Below are 17,749 nucleotides of genomic sequence, written 5' to 3'. Positions count from 1 at the left end.
CCCGCCAGCTTTTGACGGATCTATTGGTTACTGACTATTCACTTACAATTACTAAGGACTTAATAGCTTCACGTTTATCCATCGCTTCATAAGCAGCTTGGATATCATCCAATTGGAACCGCTTAGTAAAGACATGACCAGGATGGATTTCACCCTTTAAAACAGCTTCTAATAAAACTTCTTTATCATAAGTTGTTACGTTCGCAACTCCGCCCCGTAAACCAATATTACGCCAGAAGAGCGCGTTCGTATCGATAGTTGGGTTTTGCGGTACTCCAACCCGACCAACGATGGCCCCTGGGCGGCCAACTTGAACCGCAGTTTCATTTGATTGCGCCGTTCCGACACATTCTAAAATTGCATCCGCACCATTGCCATCAGTTAATTCCATTACTTTTTGCACTGCTTCATCGCCCCGTTCAGCAATAAAATCGGTGGCACCAAATTCTTTGGCCAGCTTTTGCCGATCTTCATGCCGACTCATCGAGATGATTCGCTTAGCACCACGGAGTTTAGCCGCAATGACCCCACAGAGTCCAACCGCTCCATCACCAAAGACTACTACCGTGTCGCCTGGTTTAACTTCCGCACTGGCAGCCGCATGATATCCAGTTGCCATCACATCTGAAAGGGTTAATAAATCGTTTAATTGTTCATCAGTATAGTCACTAGGTTGTCCGGGAATCTTAACCAACGCCCAATCAGCATTGGTAGCCCGTAAATATTCACCTTGGTAAGCACCATCACTATTGGTTGGGTATTCAGCATTCAAACAACTACCATCAAAGCCGGCTAAACAAGCCGCACAATGCCCACACCCATGAGAGAACGGTACGACTACAAAATCACCTGGTTGAATATGAGTTACATCTGAGCCCACTTCTTCAACAATCCCAATTGCCTCGTGACCGGTATTAGTGCCGGTTTCCCGTTGGCTAATTCCCCGGAACCACCATAAATCTGATCCACAAACACAGGCCCGTACAATTTTAATAATCGCATCACTCGACTTTTGAATCGATGGTTTCGTAACTTCATGGACCTCCATCTTACCAGGTCCCATAAATACCGCAGCTTTCATTTTAATTTCCTCCATTTATTAATATACTGGTCGATCTAACCCCTGGGTATCAGGATCAGCCATCCCAATACTGTCAAAGGCAGCAAAATTAGGATCGGCAACAATCTTAAGTACGACATCCGCAATGCTCTTTCGTGACCCCGAGACGCCAACATAAGGTTCATTGCGATGGGTAATTGTATATTTAATTTCATCCCGATCATTTAACCAAGGCAACCGTAAAGTTGTGTAGTTCAAGCCTGAATCCTTTAATAATTGGTCAGCTAGAACTGGGGCCGAACCACTTGGATCACCACCAAAACAGGTATCATTGTTCCAGCGACCAAATTCTCCCGGCACCTCATTATAAAGGCCGAGCAAACTAGTCTCGATGATCCGATCAACCTGATTTTCTTGAGCAGCCTTAATGATGTCTTTGGTTGGACGATTGCTACCAGTATCATCGTGATCCACTACCGCTGAAAAAATCAGATCTTGCCCTTGGGCTGCTTTAACCACATCCGCTTCCTTATTCAGGTCCCCTTCGATCAGGTTAACTCGCGGATTAGTTGCTAAATCTGCTAAGCGATCAGCATTTCTTAAGAACAAAGTTAGGTTAACCGATTTAAAATTATCTTCACTTAAAATCCGTTCCTCTACTAACCGAGCAATTTGCCCATTGGCTGCTAAGATCAATAAATTCATAAGGTCCCTTCTTTCCTAATTGATATGTCTAATTATATTGGGGAAATAAAAAATGGTAAAATACCTTTTCAGCATATTACCATTCGTTAAATGTATACTATTTTAATAGGCATCTTCCCGCATCCAAGACGGCCAGTGCATCGATTGGAGGCCACGGTCAAATTGTCTTAAACTTGCTAATTCTGCCGTACTTAAATCAAAGTCTAATGACGCTAAGTTATCAACTAAATGCTGATGATTAGTGGTCATCGGAATAGTGACAATCCCTTGTTGAGTTAGGTATCGTAAGAGCACTTGCGTCGGCTTAACCTGATGTTGATGCGCAATTGTTTGCACCAAGGGGATTTTGACCATTTCCTTCAACTGACTAGCCCCCAATGGGGACCATGATTCGTGGGCAATCTGGTGTTCATGCAAATACTTGGCCATTCTAGTTTGGGGCCATAATAAATGGGTTTCAATTTGATCAATTACTGGTATGACCGAACTATTAGCCAATAGCTCATCTAATTGACGACTATTAAAATTACTAACGCCAATTGCGCGCGCCTTGCCTTCTTGATAGATCTTTTCCAAGGCTAAGTAGCTTTCCAGAGGGTGTCTTTGGGGCCAATGAATCAAGATTAAATCAAAGTAGTCATAGCCAAAACGTTGTAATGACTCATCAATCCCATCCAAGGTCGCCTGATAACCATCCATCCACGATTTGGTCGTCACAAAAAATTGGTCTCGGGCCAGCTGACTATGTCGAATCGCATCTCCGACTGCCGCTTCGGTTTGGTATTCTTGGGCAGAATCAAAATGGCGATAACCTAATTCGATTGCTTCTTGTAATAATTTCGGTCCCGTAGATTGCGGCAACTGATAAGTCCCATATCCCAGAAGCGGAATTGTGACGCCATTATTTAGTCTTACCGTTTCCATGCTTTCACCTTCTTAATCTTCAATCGTCACTTCACCAACTAAATCTTGATTAAAACAAGCTTGCACAGCCTTGATATCCATTCCCTGACCTAGGGCCCACATTAATTTAGTTACTGCACTTTCTGAAGTCATATCTCGTGCACTAATGGCCCCTTTTAAGAGGGCCTCCCGACCAACTTCATACTTCGTCAAATCACTTCGTTCATATAAACATTGGCTACTGGCAATTACCGGAATGCCAGCACTCGTTAGTTCACCGATTACCGCCACTAAATTTCGCCGAATAAAGTTCATACCCCCGAGTCCATAAGCCTCAATGACGATACCGCGACAACCATGTTCCACCATCGCCCGTAACAAATCAGGATCAAATCCTGGAAAGAGCTTAATCAGGGCCACATGTGGATCTAGGGCTTTTTTTAACTGACAATCAAAGGCAATATCACGATAGGTTTGATAATCTTTCCGGAAAACCAACCCATCTGACGTTACCGTCGCTAACGGTGGAACATTAACACTTTCAAAGGCGTCAAAATCAGTTGTCCGAACTTTAACACTACGACAGCCACGCATGATTTTTCGATCAAAGGCCACAAAAATTCCTGGTTTCCCAGCCATTGCGGCCGCAAAGGCTAACCGTAAATTAGATTGAGCATCACTTAAAACTACATTAATCGGAACTTGACTCCCAGTAATCACCACTGGAATTTCAATATTTTGTAACATGAAGGATAGCATCGAGGCCGTATAAGCCATGGTATCAGTCCCATGCGTTATGACAATTCCATCGTAATTTAACCGGTTTTCATAAACTTGGTCAGCCATAAATTGCCATTCTTCAGGCTGAATATTAGAAGAATCCAGTTTCAAAATATCCCGGACATCTAAGTCAAAGGGCAGTTCTCCCAGCAATTTAACCAAGTCATTGCCACTTTCTCCTGGGGTTAAGCCGGTATCTGATGCGACCGAGGCAATGGTGCCGCCAGTTGAGAGTAATAGTAATTTCTTTTTCATGATGATTATTTCCTATTTCAAGATATTAGGATTATCTTACACCATGTAAAAACGGACTTCTATGAAAAGTTAGAATGTGAATTAATAATAATGATCGTAAACAATATTTTCAATTTCTTTCTTAATTAGTTTTTTCTTAAATATTCCGACTTTTAAGCTATCATAATCCTTCAATTCATCTTCAATATTATCTAGATATTGTTCAATAGTAAGTCCTTTCAGGTCCAAATAATAAGCTAACGAAAATTTATAGTCTTTTCTGAACTTTCTTTCTTTTACTAATCTTGTATATAAGGCGCCCTGTCCCTCAGTCAATTTTAAGGTGAAAAACTTTAATATAGAAGAATAACTTAAATCATAATACTTTTTACTCTTCACAAGACCAATCATAAAATACTGAGCTTCATAGTAACCTTGATAATGATCAAAATATTTTTCATCTATAATCTTTTCTAAAATTAAAAGAGATTTAAGTGGTTTGTCCATGATTAAATACTTCTTAATATCACCTAAATTATCAAGTATGTAATTATATATAGTAGTATTAAAGTAGTATAGATCAGCTATTGGGTCAAATAATTCTGGAAATTTAGACATAGTAATAAGACATTGGCTCATCAAATTAGTGTTAAGATTCGAATCTTGTAAACTTATTTGTATTTTACAACTAGATATTGTACTAATAACTGAAATAAAATTTAAAACATTCAAACCAACATTATTTCCCCACCAATTATCATCAATGACAAATGTTTTGTCTTTCTCTTTCTCTTTTTCTTTTATGCTTAATACAATCTCCCTAACCTTCAAACATTTTTGTTTCACTTCATAAATATCTGATTTACTAATATAAGAGTCAATACAATTAATATAATTATTATACTTTTCATCTATTTCCTGTTGATTTAACGATTTAAACAATTCATATAATATCTCTAAATAGTTTTTAATTGGACCATCATGATCATTATTTGATGATATTAATTGACATAAGGATAATACACCACAATACGGTTCTTTTATTTTTCGTAAAATATTCAATGTATTATCGGAACTTTTTTGTGAACGGTTTAAATTGTTTAAATTTTGAATCAAAAATTCAAACCAAATATTAGAATAAACATTTAGTTCATTAGATATATTTGGACTGTCCAAGTTTAAATTATCGCAAGATATATATATCTGGAGTATAGTTTCGCCAAACTTTTTCTTGAATACTTCAAAATACTCTCTTAGGAGATTTCTTCTAACAATAAATTCTTTACCGTCATCAGTTGTAAGTTTTAAACAAGAAATTTTTGAAACATTATTTTCTAAAAATTTTGTTATTTCAGAAAAAGTATTAAATCCATTCAAATATACTCCAAACCCAATAAAGCCTTCTACGTCAACAGAAACAGAAGTAATTCGGTTTTGTATACTAACTATTTCATTAATTGGAATATTTGAATCTGAACAATTAAAATTTAATGGCAATGAATTATTCTTATCAGTTTCCCAATGATTTTCCGTATTTTCTTTTAAATAACTATCATTTAGAATACGTTCATTAACTAAAGACGACAAACTTTCAACAGATTTTTGTGATTTAAATAGTGGTGCTACTTTCTCCAAAATATATACATGTATATTGTTTGTAGCCGAAATACCAACTTTTTTTTGATTTTCATTAATATTGAAAGTCATCTTATCCAAATTAAAAGTTGATTTGTTATCATAATAACTCTGGCTATTTAGGTTCAAAAATTCATCACTATCTGTAAGTAGGTTTTTATACGCTACCATATCTTTTTCTACAAATGGAAAAATAATAGATTGAGCTTCATCTTCTGAATACGTATAATCTGTTAACAATTTATATTTTTCCTTAATAAATAATTGAACTCCATTTAAAATAACAGTTGCATCAATTTCTTTTTGGCTTAAAAAAAATTTTTTTAAGACTTTACTATTCGTATTTATATCAATCAGATTTAAATTATTAAATACAATTGTCAAAAATTCCTTTACATCCTGTTCATTCAATTGTGAAAGATCATATTTCAGATAAAGATAGAAATTATTTACATCTTCAACGGTAAAACCATTGTTCAATATATCTTCAAAATATTTTTTATATTGATATATGATATCATTTCTAATTACTCGCTTTAAACCCATATCAGCTATCAGCATCTGTATTGATTAATATAGTGATATTAGCAACATTTATACTGAATTTTAACAGAAAAATAAACAAGATAAGTAACAATAAAATGTTCGACTGCCAAATAAATTGATATACATTCAAAATTCTGAAAGGTAGAATCTCGATTATTTGAGGGGGAATAATTATTAAAAATAATAATAAATAAAATTCCCATATTCTAGTAATTTGATACCAAACATTTCTACTACTTAGAAAATCCATTTTTTGATGACCTAAATAAGTAATATTTTTTTTGTTGTATCCTGCCATAAATTGCAAAAAACCTATATACACGCCGTACATAGCAAAAATGGCCAATACTAATGTTAATTGAGTTGAAAATTTTTCTCCATTTTCAAATATTTTATAATTAAGAAAGTAAGATAACATTGAAAAATAAACTATTATTGTCCAGAAAACAACACGCGAAAAAAATGTTATTTTATCTCCGTACAATAGATCATATTTTATTTTGTGAAATTTCATTCCCTGTTTTGGGCATAAAATTGGAAAGATTAATTGCATAAAATATAACAAAAATGGTGTCCATAGAATAGCAATTCGTATCATGGAAATAACAACTCCTTTTTACTTAACGACATTATTTTAATGCTTTTTCATTACAAGATTATTATTATTACTTTACAAATTTCTCTGTATCGTAATGATCTATTTTGCCCAAAATAATAAGCCAATCACAGGTACAATTTTGTTTTACCTAGTGATTGGCTTAATAGGTTATTATTAAATTTTAATTATACAAATTAATTAGATCGCCGTTCCTTGCGCTTCCATCGTATCAGCTACCTTAAGGAAACCAGCAATGTTAGCCCCAGAAACGAAGTCATCCTTCTTCGCATACTTTTCAGCTGCTGAAGAAATATTTTGGTAAATGTCTTTCATGATGTCATGAAGCTTATTATCAACTTCTTCAAAGGTCCAGCTTAACCGTTCTGAGTTTTGACTCATTTCAAGGGCAGAAACTGCAACCCCACCGGCATTAGCCGCCTTCCCAGGAACAAAGAAGACACCCTTTTCTTGAAGATATTCAGTTGCTTCTGGAGTCGTAGGCATGTTGGCCCCTTCAGCAACTGCAACTGTTCCATTTTCAACTAAGGTCTTCGCATCATCAAGGGTTAATTCATTTTGCGTTGCACAAGGTAAAGCAACATCCGCCTTAACAACCCAAACACCACGTCCTTCATGGTATTCAGCTGATGGACGTTCTTCAGCGTAAGCTGTTAAACGAGCCCGCCGGTTTTCCTTAACGTCCTTAAGTAAGGCAACATCAATCCCTTCTGGATCGTAAACCCAACCAGTTGAGTCAGAAGCCGTCACAACCTTAGCACCAAGTTGTTGTGCCTTTTCAATCGCATAGATGGCCACGTTTCCGGCACCACTGACCGTGACAGTCTTACCTTCCAGGCTTTGACCGTGGTCCTTTAATAATTCATCAACGATGTAGAGTAACCCATACCCAGTAGCTTCGGTCCGAGCTAATGAACCACCCCAGTTCAAGCCCTTACCAGTTAAGACCCCTTGGTAACTAGTTGTTAAACGCTTGTATTGACCGTAAAGGTAACCAATTTCACGACCACCAGTACCAATATCACCAGCTGGAACATCAACGTCTGGTCCAATGTGCTTGTAGAGTTCAGTCATAAAGCTTTGACAAAAGGCCATTACTTCACGATCAGACTTACCCTTAGGATCAAAGTCCGATCCACCTTTACCACCACCGATTGGTAAGGTAGTTAAAGCATTCTTAAAGATTTGTTCAAATCCTAAGAATTTTAAGATTCCCAAGTTAACCGTTGGGTGTAACCGCAATCCACCTTTGTAAGGTCCGATGGCATTGTTAAATTGGATCCGGAAACCATTGTTAACCTGAACTTGACCATTATCATCAACCCAAGGAACCTTAAAGAGAATTTGCCGGTCCGGTGTCGTTAACCGTTCTAGAAGAGCTTCCTTGCGGTAATGTTCTTCATTGGGTTCAATCACAGGCCGTAAGGAGTCTAAAACTTCTTTAGCGGCTTGGTGAAATTCTGGCTGAGCAGGATTCTGGGCAACAAGTCGTTCATAAACATCATCAACGTAAGACATATAATAACCTCTCATTTCTCGTTTGCTGTTTTAATCATTTTTTAATGATTGTAATTATAATCTTATCAGGATCTGAAAATAAATCCAGTTTTTTCATCATAGGATTTTTCGTGATTTGATTATTAATTCATAGTTATATGTGTGAGTTCACTTAACTATTTTAACTTTCTGCAATCTTTAAGTTCGGTTCTTAGCCTTTAAAACACTTATTTGCCATACATTTCAGCTTCTTCTCGATCAATAAGCGAATCATTTTTATGACTTAACCCGAAAATGTAAACTAATAGGGAAATAAAAATCGTTGCCGTGACATACCAATAGAAACCACTTTCAATCCCAGCTGAGCGCATCCAAAGCGCAACATAGTTAGCGGTTCCCCCGAAGATGGCCACGGTTAGACTATATGGTAAGCCAACTCCTAACGCCCGGATTTTGGCAGGGAATAATTCGGCCTTCACAATTGCATTAATCGAAGTGTAGCCAGAAACTAAAATCAAGCCACTAACCATTAGTAGAAAGGCACCCCAAGCAGTAGTGACATGGGCCAGTAGTGTGAAAATTGGAACAGTGGCAATGGTGCCCCCAACTCCAAAGAAGACTAACAATGGTTTCCGACCAATATGGTCTGACAAAGCACCAAAGACTGGTTGTAAAACAATCATTACTAACAAGGCGGCGAAGTTTACAATCGCCACGACTTCTTTATTCATGCCAGCCGTGTTAATCATAAATTGTTGAAGATAAGTTGTGTATGAGTAAAAAGAAATTGTTCCCCCAAGGGTCAACCCAATGACGATTAAGACTTGTTTCGGGTATTTTGCCAATAAACGTAAGGTCCCTGACCGTTTGTTATGCTTATTCGCATGTTTAAATTGGTCTGATTCTTCCATAGTTAACCGTAACCATAAGACGACTAAAGCACCAATCGCCCCAATGACGAATGGGATTCGCCAACCAAAAGCATATAACTGTTGTTCATTAAACATTTGTTGAAGCACAATTTGCACTAGCAAGGCTAACAGTTGTCCGGCAATTAAAGTGACATATTGGAAAGATGAATAGAATCCCCGCCGTTGTGGCGAAGCCATTTCGGATAAATAAGTGGCTGAAGTCCCATATTCACCACCAAGAGAGAGCCCTTGAACCATCCGCGTTGCCACCAAAATAATTGGTGACCAAATCCCAATTTGACTAAAAGTCGGTACAAGGGCAATAATCATCGACCCTCCAGCAATAATCATGACTGATAAGGTCAAGGCAGCCCGCCGACCATGGCGGTCCGCATACCGCCCCATGACGAAGGATCCAAACGGTCGCATCACAAACCCAATTGCGAAAACAGCAGCGGTTGAAAGTAATTTAGCCGTCTGGTTGTTAGATGGGAAGAAGGCCGCTGAGAAATAGATTGCGAAGGCTGAATATACGTACCAGTCAAACCATTCGATCATATTCCCTAGCGAACCTTTTAAAATGTTGGAAGCAATCTTCCGTTCGGTTCTAGCTATAGGTTGTTGATTTGTCATATCCATCTGAAATCCTCCTTTTGATCAGATTGATGATTCATTCTTGTGAATGTAATTAACATCCTAAGACTAGAATTAGAAAATGTTAAGCCTTTTATAACTTTTACGTAATATTTTAACTATCTTGGCATTAGTGCATATTTATATAAATTCAACACCCGATTAAATTTAATTTAATAAATCACTACGAAACTAAAAAAGGACCTACCAACTAACGATTCTAAACCGATAATCAGTAAATCCTTAAGGTTAGCGTTGACCGCGATCACCATTATTCTTGAGACGTTTTGTATATTTATTTAAAGCGGCTACGATTTGGTCAACTTCAGCCAGTGTATTATCAATCCCAAATGAAAAACGTAAGGTTTCCCAAATTCGGGGGCTATCTTGACCATACATCGCCACTAAGACATGCGACGGATCTAAAGACCCTGAAGTACAAGCCGAGCCAGCGGCCCCAATGATTCCTTCCAAATCAAGATTAGTTAATAATGCGTCATTAGGAACACCTTTAAACCATAAACTAATGGTCTGAGGAGCCATTTGATCATCAAGATGACCATTAATTTCAAAATCAACGCCAACTTGACTTAATCCATCAACCAAGCGGTGTTTTAAATCATGATAGTGGGCTTGATGGCTAGCCATCTTTTCTAGATGGAGACGCGCGGCTGTAGTCATGCCAACTACTCCCGGAACGTTTTCTGTCCCTGCCCGGCGTTTTAATTCTTGGTCACCCCCGCGGATGAAAGCAGGGAAGTTAATGCCGCGCCGGCGATACAAGAAACCAGTCATCTTGGGTCCATTAATTTTATGGGCAGACATTGATAAGAGATCAATTTGATCCGCTTGAACGTCAATCGGCAAAATGCCATAGGCTTGGACAGCATCAGTATGAAACCAAGCTGAACTATCGGCAACAATTTGACCAATTTGATGAATGGGTAAATGACTCCCCACCTCATTATTAACCGTCATGATCGAAACTAAAATCGTGTCGGGACGTAAAGCCGCCTTTAAATCATCTAAATTAATCTGACCAAATTCATCTACTGGTAAATAGGTAACTTCAAAGCCTTGTGCTTCTAAATCACTGAGGGGACGTAAAATTGCTTCATGTTCAAAAGCCGTCGTAATAATGTGTTTGCCTTCACTTTGCCGGGCTTGAGCAACTTGTTTTATGACCGTATTATCGCTCTCTGTTCCTCCACTGGTAATCACAATTTCATCATCATATTGAGCATGAACGGATTGAGCTAAATAATGACGACAGTCTTCTAATACTTGTTTAGCTTGTCGGCCGTAATAATTAGTTGTCGACGCATTCCCAAAGGTGTCTTTCATCGCTGTCGTCATGGCTTCAATCACTTGTGACGCCATCGCCGTCGTTCCAGCATTATCAACATAAATTCTAGATCCCATACTCTTTCCTCCCTGAATCAATGGCTACATTATAACCAATAATCGCTCAATCCTCTAGTTTGTTGATTGAATTCCAAACGAACTATCGAGAAAAATCAAATAAATATCCCTTTTATCTTGCCAAAACCTTAAGTTTTTGTTAAGTTAGTTTAGTTAATGTATATATAAAGGAGTATCTTATGTTAAAAGAATTTCGTGAATTTATTTTACGTGGTAATGTGATGGACTTAGCTGTTGGGGTGATCATCGGGTCAGCTTTTACGGCCATCGTTACCTCATTAGTTAAGAATTTGATCAATCCATTGATTGGGATTTTTCTAGGTCGGATTGACCTCTCCAACCTCGTCTTCAAGGTTGGCGATGCCACTTTCCGTTATGGAGCCTTTTTGAACTCAGTCATTAACTTCTTAATCATTGCTTTGGTTGTCTTCTTATTAATGAAGAGTATCAATACGGTCATGGAAAAGGCCGCTGCCCTCGCTAAATCAGAAGAAGATGCTAAGGAAGCGGAAGAAGAAGAAAAAGAAGCGACTGAAACTGATTACCTTAAACAAATCGTTGCTTTACTTGAAAAACAAGATAATAAGTAAGCAAGATCCTAAAAAGTCCTCTGAAAATTTTTCAGAGGACTTTTTTATTCTTCATTATCATCACGTAAGGATACCATTTCAGCCATCATAATCTCTTTATATAATATATTGAAAACTTCATGATATTTACTTTCACGATGCTCAATCATGGCTAAATAATCACGTTCCTGATCAAAAATATAGTGATAAATTTCGTTCAGGAAAATTGTTTGATTTTGATCTAAGCCCACCACTCGGCTAGCTTTTTGCCATTGTTTAATAAAATCTCGGGTCGAAGTTTGTCCAATTTGAGCATTTAAATCATATTCCAGAATTGGCTTCATTCGATCAGGTACATAAATTTCATTTAATTGTTGGCGAGCATGCTCCACCATGGCAACCCGCATTGAAGTTAATTCTTCGATCATTTCGTCATCAGGCACGTCCTTATCCAAGACAAAGCGGAACAATATTGACGGAACTAAAAGGCTCAAAATGATCAAGACACTCTCAGACATGATTGCTAAATTAAATTGACGCGTACTCAACGTGGCGTGCTCTAACATCATGACCAAGGCAAAAGTCACTGCCCCATGCACACCACCTAAGGCGAATAACTTGGCCGTGTGAGCTTTTTCCCGCATAACAAATTTTGAATATAAAAATCGTACAATGAGATTAGATAGATACAAGACGATCCCTATGTAAATCCACGTCCATGACCCATAGGTAATTTGTTCATCACGATAGGTCCGCATCAAGACGATCCCAAGGACAACAAAAACCACCCCGTTCAGGATTTCGCTAATCATCTCAATTAAACGTACAGAATCATAATAAACCATCGGATTTAAAAGTTTGCTCCGCTGCGCCTCAGTATTCCCAACTAACCCTGCGACCACCACGGCAATAATTCCCGAAACGTGAATTTCTTCGGCGATAAAATAAATCAAAAAAGGGGTCGCGAAGAAAATTACCTTCATGGGAGTCCCATTATTGTAGGTATTATTCAAAAAATTAACTTTTGAAGTAAACATTTGCTGCCGCAACATCATTAGTAACCAAGATGACACATAACCAAGGGTTGCTCCTCCAAAGGCCGAAATCAAGAAATCCATTAAGGTTTGTTGATAATTAATATACCCATTTTGAAACCATAAGGTTGCCATGCTTAGCAAAATTAAACCAGAAGCATCATTAAACAATGACTCCAACTTTAATAAGATATTGGGTCGTTTCGGCATAATCAAGCCATCAGTAACCGCGTCAGTCGCTGTCGCATCCGTTGGAATACTAATGGCAGCCAGTAAAAAGGCTAACGGTAAGCCAATCTTAAATAGCGATTGAATGGTAAAGCCAGCCACCAAAAGAATCACTAGCACCATGACCACCGTCATACTAACAATAGATTTAAACTTGGTTGAAACTAGGCGTAATCTCGTGCTTTGCCCATCAAAAAATAGTAAAGGCGCAATGACAAAGCCCATAAAAATTTCTGAATTGAACTTCCAGACTAGGTCATTAACTACCGGAATCCAAACTAAAGCCATCCCTAACAATAAGCTGATATAATGACCCGCAAAGTGAGGAAATAGTTGGCGATGAATGATTATCGCTAACGTCGATGCTGTAAGCAAAATTGCTGAAGATATCAAAATTTCCATTAATTGATCCTCGCTTTCTGACCAAAATGCAGGGCCCCGGCACCTAAGTTTAATTTATGATACCTAACCTTTTGAAAGCCACTTTCTCGCATTACCTGCACGATCTCATCGGCCGAGTAAAAAGCTTGCGCCGTTTTCTGTAGATATTGATAGTCTTGCGGGTGCGCCCCAGTTAATCTAGCCATGTAGGGAAAAAGCTTAAAGTAGGCGCGCCAGCCAAGTTTAATGATTGGATTCGTCGGTTGTGACATCTCTAGACAAGCAAAGTGACCACCTGGCGCTAATACCCGATAAATCTCAGACAAAACTTGGTTAGCATCAGGAACATTGCGAAGACCATACCCAATCGTAATAATATTAAATTGATCATCAGTAAAGGGTAAGTGCATAGCGTCTGCTTGGAGCCATTCAATTTGTTGATTCACTCCACGAGTATGTGCCTTTCGTTTAGCTAAGGCCAACATCTCAGCATTAAAATCCAGTCCAACCACTCGCCCTTTTCTTCCTGATCGTTGCGCTAGTGAAATGGTTAAATCTCCAGTTCCACAGCAAAGATCTAAACAAGTATCACCTTGATGAATTGGTAATTCTCGAAATAACTGTTTTCGCCAGCGACGCTGAGTTCCTAAGCTAATTAAATCGTTCATCCGATCATACTGGGGAGCAACCCGTGAAAAGAGCTGATTAACCTCACTTTCAGAATGATGATTAGTTAGCGTCATAAAGTTCTCCTTTCCCTTGTTCTTGCACCCACTTTTGAACGACTTGATTATGATTGAATTCAGCAAAAACAGCGGCTTGATGAATCATTGCTTCAATAGTTGATGCATCCGCACCTTGCGCTTTTAAAATTTCCGTTTGCACCATATACAGTCGCGGAACAAAGTAAGTAACGTGATGATACTGGGCTAATTGCAAGCCGAAGTTAATATAGTTTTCGGCCGCTTGCAAAAAATTATTTTGCCAATAATAACGCCCTAAAATATATGAAATTGCCAGGACATATTCAAAATCGGTAATATTTTCGACAGCCGTATCGCTTAGTTGATCAACATAAGTTGCCACCATTTTAAAGTGTTCTTTAGCTGCGATCGCGCGCTGTTCGCGATCATAGACCAGCGCAAGCCCTGCTTGGCCCAGATAATACCAGATGGTTGATTGTTCCTGATCAAGTTCTTCGGTCACTAATTTAAAATCAGCGATGGCCCCTTCATGGTCCTGATCAAGTAACAATTCTAGCAACCCCCGGATTAGGTAAAATTGCATTTGATGGATCAGGGTACTTTGCGAATTGATACTGATGTTACTTAAGCATTCCTGAGCAGCTAAAAAGTTCCCAATCATCAGGTCAATTTCGGCTTGTTTTAACTGACGATTAAGATAAACTATCGAGTCCTTATCGTTTTGACTTAATTCATCTAATGATAAACCCAAGCGGTTACACAACTGTTGTAAAATATTTAAAGATGGAATTTGACCGTTATTTTCGAATTTACTTAGGGTTGCTTGGGTACAAATTCCCTGAGCTAGCTGTACTTGCGAAAAACCTAGTTCCTTTCGTCGACTGACAAATCGATTAATATCCATCTTTGCATCCCCACTTATAAATATCGTTACCTTTAATTATAAAGAAATCCGCTGTAAATATGAATGACCAATCTTAGTATTTCTAAAATTAAGATTGTAGGTTAGAATATAAGTTAACATATGATAAAGGAACAATAAAATGTCACGCTCATTTATCCCTCAATATCCCGAATTAAATACGAATCTCCAAGCGGTTGCTGATTTAATTACTAATCGCATTCAAACAGCCGATCATCAATTAGAAACTGCTTTAAAAACGATGGCCAATAATGGTGGTAAATATATTCGTCCGGGATTTGTCTGCCTTTTTAGTATGATCAAGGGGCCAAATGATCATGAACAATTATTAAAAGCGGCAGCCTCGATTGAAATTTTACACATGGCTACATTAATTCATGATGACATCATTGATGATGCTCCGCAACGTCGCGGAGCCATTAGTATTCAAGCTGCTTTTGGTAAGGATATTGCGGTTTATTCGGGCGATTATCTTTTTACCGTATTCTTTCAATTAATCACTGAAGCGTTTGCCAATACACCGTTGCTCAAGGTTAATGCGACGGTGATGTCTAAAATTTTGAATGGTGAACTGGGACAAATGGCCCACCGGTTTGATCTCAATCAATCAGTGTCCACCTATCTGGATAATATAAAGGGAAAAACTGCCGCCCTATTTTCTTTAGCGGCTCGTGAAGGGGCATTCCTCGGCAATTTATCGGAGCAAGAAGTTCAAATCGCCCAAGCCATTGGCGAAAAGGTGGGGATGGCTTTTCAAATTTTGGATGATATTTTAGATTATTCCGACGGCCGCGACATGAATAAACCAGTTCTCGAAGACTTAACGACGGGCGTTTATTCGCTCCCCTTACTAATTGCGTTAGAAAATGATCCTTCCCATGCCATCAGCGATCTGCTAGCCAAACAAAGCCAAATGACAATGGATGATCTTTTACAAATTCGACAATTAGTAATTGCTAACGATGGTGTCAAAATTGCACATCGGACTGCTCAACAATATTCTAATGATGCTTTAGCATTATTAGCTGACTTACCTGATAGCAAGGCAACCCGTAATCTAAAGAAACTAATCAATAAATTATTAAACCGAACTAATTAGATCCGTGATAACTTGAGAGAAATCTCAAGTTTTTTTATTGATAAACTTACGAAAAATTTAAAATTCTGGTAGAGTAATCAATTGTGTGAAAAAGAAAGAAGGAGTTTATTTATGGAAAATACAAACGTTATGTCCGCTCGCGTACAAGTGAAACATCCTTGGATCGCGATGTTTGGAATGTTGTTGGGCGCTTTTGTCGGAATGTTTAGTGAAACATCCCTCAACATTGCAATCCCCCAACTTGAACAGGCCTTTCACCTGCCAACCTCGACCATCCAATGGTTGGTAACGGGTTATATGCTAGTAATTGGGATTGTCATGCCCCTTTCTAGCATCATCGGTAAATGGTTTACGACTCGCCAAGTGGTGATCTTTGCGATTGTCGCCTTTATGATTGGGTCGATTATTTCAGCCCTAGCCGGCGACTTTGCAATCCTTTTGACCGGTCGAATGATCCAAGGGATCGGAACGGGGTTGATTCTTCCAACCATGTTCGCAACTGCCATGCAACTATTTCCGCCCCAAAAATTAGGGGCCGTCAACGGGGTCATGGCACTGGTGATTATGTTTGCCCCTGCTATTGGACCGACTTTAACTGGGATCATCTTAGGGATTGCTTCTTGGCGTTGGATTTTTTGGACTTTTGTCATCTTTTTAGCAATCGCCTTAATCTTCTCGATTTGTTTTGTTAAAAACGTTGGTCAACAAACTAAACCGCCCGTTGATTTATTATCAATTTGCGAATCAATCATTGGTTTCTCCGGAATTGTAGCGGGAGCTAGTTTAGCCAGTGAATTAGGCTGGCTTTCTTGGCAAGTTCTCACCTGCTTAGTTGTCGGGATCGTCGTCTTTATTCTTTACTGTGTTCGCCAATTAAAATTAGCAAATCCAATTCTCAACCTTAAGGTAATGCGCAATTCCAGTTTTTCCTTAGGGGTTGCAGTTGTCATGCTCGACTTTGGAATCATCCTTTCGGCAATGTACTTAATGCCCCAATTCATTCAAAATGCAATGGGGATTGCGGTTGCATTAACCGGAATTATTATGTTACCAGGGGGTATCATTAACGCGCTTGTTTCAGCAATTGCTGGTCGAATGTACGATCAAGTTGGCGCTAAGCTCCCCGCCACCATTGGCTTCATCGTTGCTTTTGTTGGTGCATTGATGCTAGCCGTTGCTGGTCCTTCATCATCCATTCTTTACATCATCATTGCCCATGTAATTTTGATGATCGGGGCACCATTAGCCATGTCACCAGCTCAAACTAGTGCTTTAAACTCTCTCCAAGGTTCTGAAGCCGGCGACGGTAGTACCATTATGAATACTTTACAACAAGTTGTAGGAGCCTTAGCTACGGCCTTAGCAACTAGTTTCATGAGTATGGGACAAGCAGCTAGTCATGCCTCATCTGCCGCTCGCTTTGCGAATGGCGCTCACTATGGTTTTTGTTTCACAATTGTCTTAATTGTAGTCGCCTTGATCCTATCATTTAAGCTTAAGGGTCGAAAAGCTCAAACCCGTAGTACAGATATTGATCTCGACCAATTTAAATAATTTAGCTACCCGATATAAAAAACCTGCGACCACTGAGCCGCAGGTTTTTTATGATGTCTAATCTTAATATTGGTAAGGTAAAAATGCCCCGTGTTTCCGAGCAATTCGTTCAATTTCACTTTGGTCATTCTTTTTCGGGACGTAGAAAATCACCCCATCTTCAGCTACGAATACTTGGTATTCTGATGCAACTGGTTTGATAAAACTGGGTACTGTTAATGTGTTTGATGTCCCCACACGTCTTAATTTAACTGTCATCTTCTCACCTCACATGATGTCTAAATAGGTAAAATATTACATATTTGGTTCATTATAT

At 38.6% G+C, this 17,749-nt stretch carries 16 protein-coding genes; 3 read left to right on the top strand and 13 right to left on the bottom strand.

Features of this window, described 5'->3' with window-relative positions:
• Positions 1-34: 34 nt before the first annotated feature.
• The 9 genes from FC60_RS02505 to FC60_RS02465 form a co-directional block, all read right to left on the bottom strand.
• A complete protein-coding gene (locus FC60_RS02505) occupies positions 35-1,081 on the bottom strand; it encodes a zinc-dependent alcohol dehydrogenase family protein (protein WP_056936927.1) in 1,047 nt (348 codons plus the stop codon).
• An 18-nt stretch (positions 1,082-1,099) separates the two neighbouring features.
• The gene (locus FC60_RS02500; protein ID WP_056936926.1) at positions 1,100-1,765 is read right to left on the bottom strand and encodes an NAD(P)H-binding protein; all 666 of its coding nucleotides are present in this window, start codon (positions 1,763-1,765) and stop codon (positions 1,100-1,102) included.
• Between the two features lie 102 nt (positions 1,766-1,867).
• On the bottom strand, positions 1,868-2,689 hold the full coding sequence (locus FC60_RS02495) for an aldo/keto reductase (protein WP_056936925.1): 822 nt from the start codon (positions 2,687-2,689) through the stop codon (positions 1,868-1,870).
• Between the two features lie 12 nt (positions 2,690-2,701).
• Entirely contained in the window at positions 2,702-3,703 is a 1,002-nt protein-coding gene (locus tag FC60_RS02490) for an asparaginase (RefSeq protein WP_056936924.1), read from the bottom strand.
• Between the two features lie 81 nt (positions 3,704-3,784).
• Positions 3,785-5,878 carry a hypothetical protein gene (locus tag FC60_RS02485; protein ID WP_162252168.1) on the bottom strand — a complete coding sequence of 698 codons (2,094 nt, stop codon included), beginning with the start codon at positions 5,876-5,878 and terminating at the stop codon, positions 3,785-3,787.
• On the bottom strand, positions 5,865-6,461 hold the full coding sequence (locus FC60_RS02480) for a hypothetical protein (protein ID WP_056936922.1): 597 nt from the start codon (positions 6,459-6,461) through the stop codon (positions 5,865-5,867). The genes FC60_RS02485 and FC60_RS02480 overlap by 14 nt, the downstream gene beginning before the upstream one ends.
• 198 nt (positions 6,462-6,659) lie before the next feature.
• Positions 6,660-7,997, bottom strand: coding sequence for an NADP-specific glutamate dehydrogenase (gene gdhA, locus FC60_RS02475; protein WP_056936921.1), 1,338 nt, complete (start codon positions 7,995-7,997; stop codon positions 6,660-6,662).
• 206 nt (positions 7,998-8,203) lie between these two features.
• Entirely contained in the window at positions 8,204-9,520 is a 1,317-nt protein-coding gene (locus FC60_RS02470) for an MFS transporter (protein WP_056936948.1), read from the bottom strand.
• Between the two features lie 249 nt (positions 9,521-9,769).
• Positions 9,770-10,942: a cysteine desulfurase family protein gene (locus FC60_RS02465; RefSeq protein WP_056936920.1), complete on the bottom strand. Its 1,173-nt coding sequence runs from the start codon at positions 10,940-10,942 to the stop codon at positions 9,770-9,772.
• 179 nt (positions 10,943-11,121) lie between these two features.
• Between FC60_RS02465 and mscL the strand changes: the two genes are divergently transcribed.
• Entirely contained in the window at positions 11,122-11,532 is a 411-nt protein-coding gene (gene mscL / locus FC60_RS02460; protein WP_056936919.1) for a large-conductance mechanosensitive channel protein MscL, read from the top strand.
• A 44-nt stretch (positions 11,533-11,576) separates the two neighbouring features.
• Here the strand turns inward: mscL and FC60_RS02455 are convergent, their stop codons facing one another.
• From FC60_RS02455 to FC60_RS02445, 3 genes are read right to left on the bottom strand one after another with little or no spacing between them, the layout of a single operon-like run.
• Positions 11,577-13,175 carry a cation:proton antiporter gene (locus tag FC60_RS02455; RefSeq protein ID WP_056936918.1) on the bottom strand — a complete coding sequence of 533 codons (1,599 nt, stop codon included), beginning with the start codon at positions 13,173-13,175 and terminating at the stop codon, positions 11,577-11,579.
• Positions 13,175-13,897 carry a bifunctional demethylmenaquinone methyltransferase/2-methoxy-6-polyprenyl-1,4-benzoquinol methylase UbiE gene (gene ubiE / locus FC60_RS02450; RefSeq protein ID WP_056936917.1) on the bottom strand — a complete coding sequence of 241 codons (723 nt, stop codon included), beginning with the start codon at positions 13,895-13,897 and terminating at the stop codon, positions 13,175-13,177. Before ubiE ends, FC60_RS02455 begins: the two co-directional genes overlap by 1 nt.
• Positions 13,884-14,762, bottom strand: a complete 879-nt coding sequence (locus FC60_RS02445; protein ID WP_056936916.1) for a helix-turn-helix domain-containing protein — start codon at positions 14,760-14,762, stop codon at positions 13,884-13,886. Before FC60_RS02445 ends, ubiE begins: the two co-directional genes overlap by 14 nt.
• Positions 14,763-14,901: 139 nt before the next feature.
• On the opposite strand from FC60_RS02445, the gene FC60_RS02440 reads away from it, so the two are divergent.
• Both FC60_RS02440 and FC60_RS02435 read left to right on the top strand, forming a co-directional pair.
• The gene (locus tag FC60_RS02440) at positions 14,902-15,879 is read left to right on the top strand and encodes a polyprenyl synthetase family protein (RefSeq protein WP_056936915.1); all 978 of its coding nucleotides are present in this window, start codon (positions 14,902-14,904) and stop codon (positions 15,877-15,879) included.
• A gap of 111 nt (positions 15,880-15,990) precedes the next feature.
• Positions 15,991-17,433, top strand: a complete 1,443-nt coding sequence (locus FC60_RS02435) for a DHA2 family efflux MFS transporter permease subunit (protein WP_056936914.1) — start codon at positions 15,991-15,993, stop codon at positions 17,431-17,433.
• Between the two features lie 63 nt (positions 17,434-17,496).
• Here the strand turns inward: FC60_RS02435 and FC60_RS02430 are convergent, their stop codons facing one another.
• A complete protein-coding gene (locus tag FC60_RS02430; protein ID WP_050950862.1) occupies positions 17,497-17,691 on the bottom strand; it encodes a hypothetical protein in 195 nt (64 codons plus the stop codon).
• Between the last annotated feature and the right edge of the window lie 58 nt (positions 17,692-17,749).

Origin of the sequence: Limosilactobacillus gastricus DSM 16045 (assembly GCF_001434365.1) — a bacterium.
Classification (GTDB): domain Bacteria; phylum Bacillota; class Bacilli; order Lactobacillales; family Lactobacillaceae; genus Limosilactobacillus; species Limosilactobacillus gastricus.
Note: the sequence above shows the minus strand (reverse complement) of the source record. Positions and strands in the feature narration are given on the sequence as shown.

Excerpts from the sequence above, each read along its gene's own strand:
- FC60_RS02505 (WP_056936927.1), bottom strand. The coding sequence starts at position 1,081 with ATGAAAGCTGCGGTATTTATGGGACCTGGTAAGATGGAGGTCCATGAA.
- FC60_RS02500 (WP_056936926.1), bottom strand. The coding sequence starts at position 1,765 with ATGAATTTATTGATCTTAGCAGCCAATGGGCAAATTGCTCGGTTAGTA.
- FC60_RS02495 (WP_056936925.1), bottom strand. The coding sequence starts at position 2,689 with ATGGAAACGGTAAGACTAAATAATGGCGTCACAATTCCGCTTCTGGGA.
- FC60_RS02490 (WP_056936924.1), bottom strand. The coding sequence starts at position 3,703 with ATGAAAAAGAAATTACTATTACTCTCAACTGGCGGCACCATTGCCTCG.
- FC60_RS02485 (WP_162252168.1), bottom strand. The coding sequence starts at position 5,878 with ATGCTGATAGCTGATATGGGTTTAAAGCGAGTAATTAGAAATGATATC.
- FC60_RS02480 (WP_056936922.1), bottom strand. The coding sequence starts at position 6,461 with ATGATACGAATTGCTATTCTATGGACACCATTTTTGTTATATTTTATG.
- gdhA (WP_056936921.1), bottom strand. The coding sequence starts at position 7,997 with ATGTCTTACGTTGATGATGTTTATGAACGACTTGTTGCCCAGAATCCT.
- FC60_RS02470 (WP_056936948.1), bottom strand. The coding sequence starts at position 9,520 with ATGACAAATCAACAACCTATAGCTAGAACCGAACGGAAGATTGCTTCC.
- FC60_RS02465 (WP_056936920.1), bottom strand. The coding sequence starts at position 10,942 with ATGGGATCTAGAATTTATGTTGATAATGCTGGAACGACGGCGATGGCG.
- mscL (WP_056936919.1), top strand. The coding sequence starts at position 11,122 with ATGTTAAAAGAATTTCGTGAATTTATTTTACGTGGTAATGTGATGGAC.
- FC60_RS02455 (WP_056936918.1), bottom strand. The coding sequence starts at position 13,175 with ATGGAAATTTTGATATCTTCAGCAATTTTGCTTACAGCATCGACGTTA.
- ubiE (WP_056936917.1), bottom strand. The coding sequence starts at position 13,897 with ATGACGCTAACTAATCATCATTCTGAAAGTGAGGTTAATCAGCTCTTT.
- FC60_RS02445 (WP_056936916.1), bottom strand. The coding sequence starts at position 14,762 with ATGGATATTAATCGATTTGTCAGTCGACGAAAGGAACTAGGTTTTTCG.
- FC60_RS02440 (WP_056936915.1), top strand. The coding sequence starts at position 14,902 with ATGTCACGCTCATTTATCCCTCAATATCCCGAATTAAATACGAATCTC.
- FC60_RS02435 (WP_056936914.1), top strand. The coding sequence starts at position 15,991 with ATGGAAAATACAAACGTTATGTCCGCTCGCGTACAAGTGAAACATCCT.
- FC60_RS02430 (WP_050950862.1), bottom strand. The coding sequence starts at position 17,691 with ATGACAGTTAAATTAAGACGTGTGGGGACATCAAACACATTAACAGTA.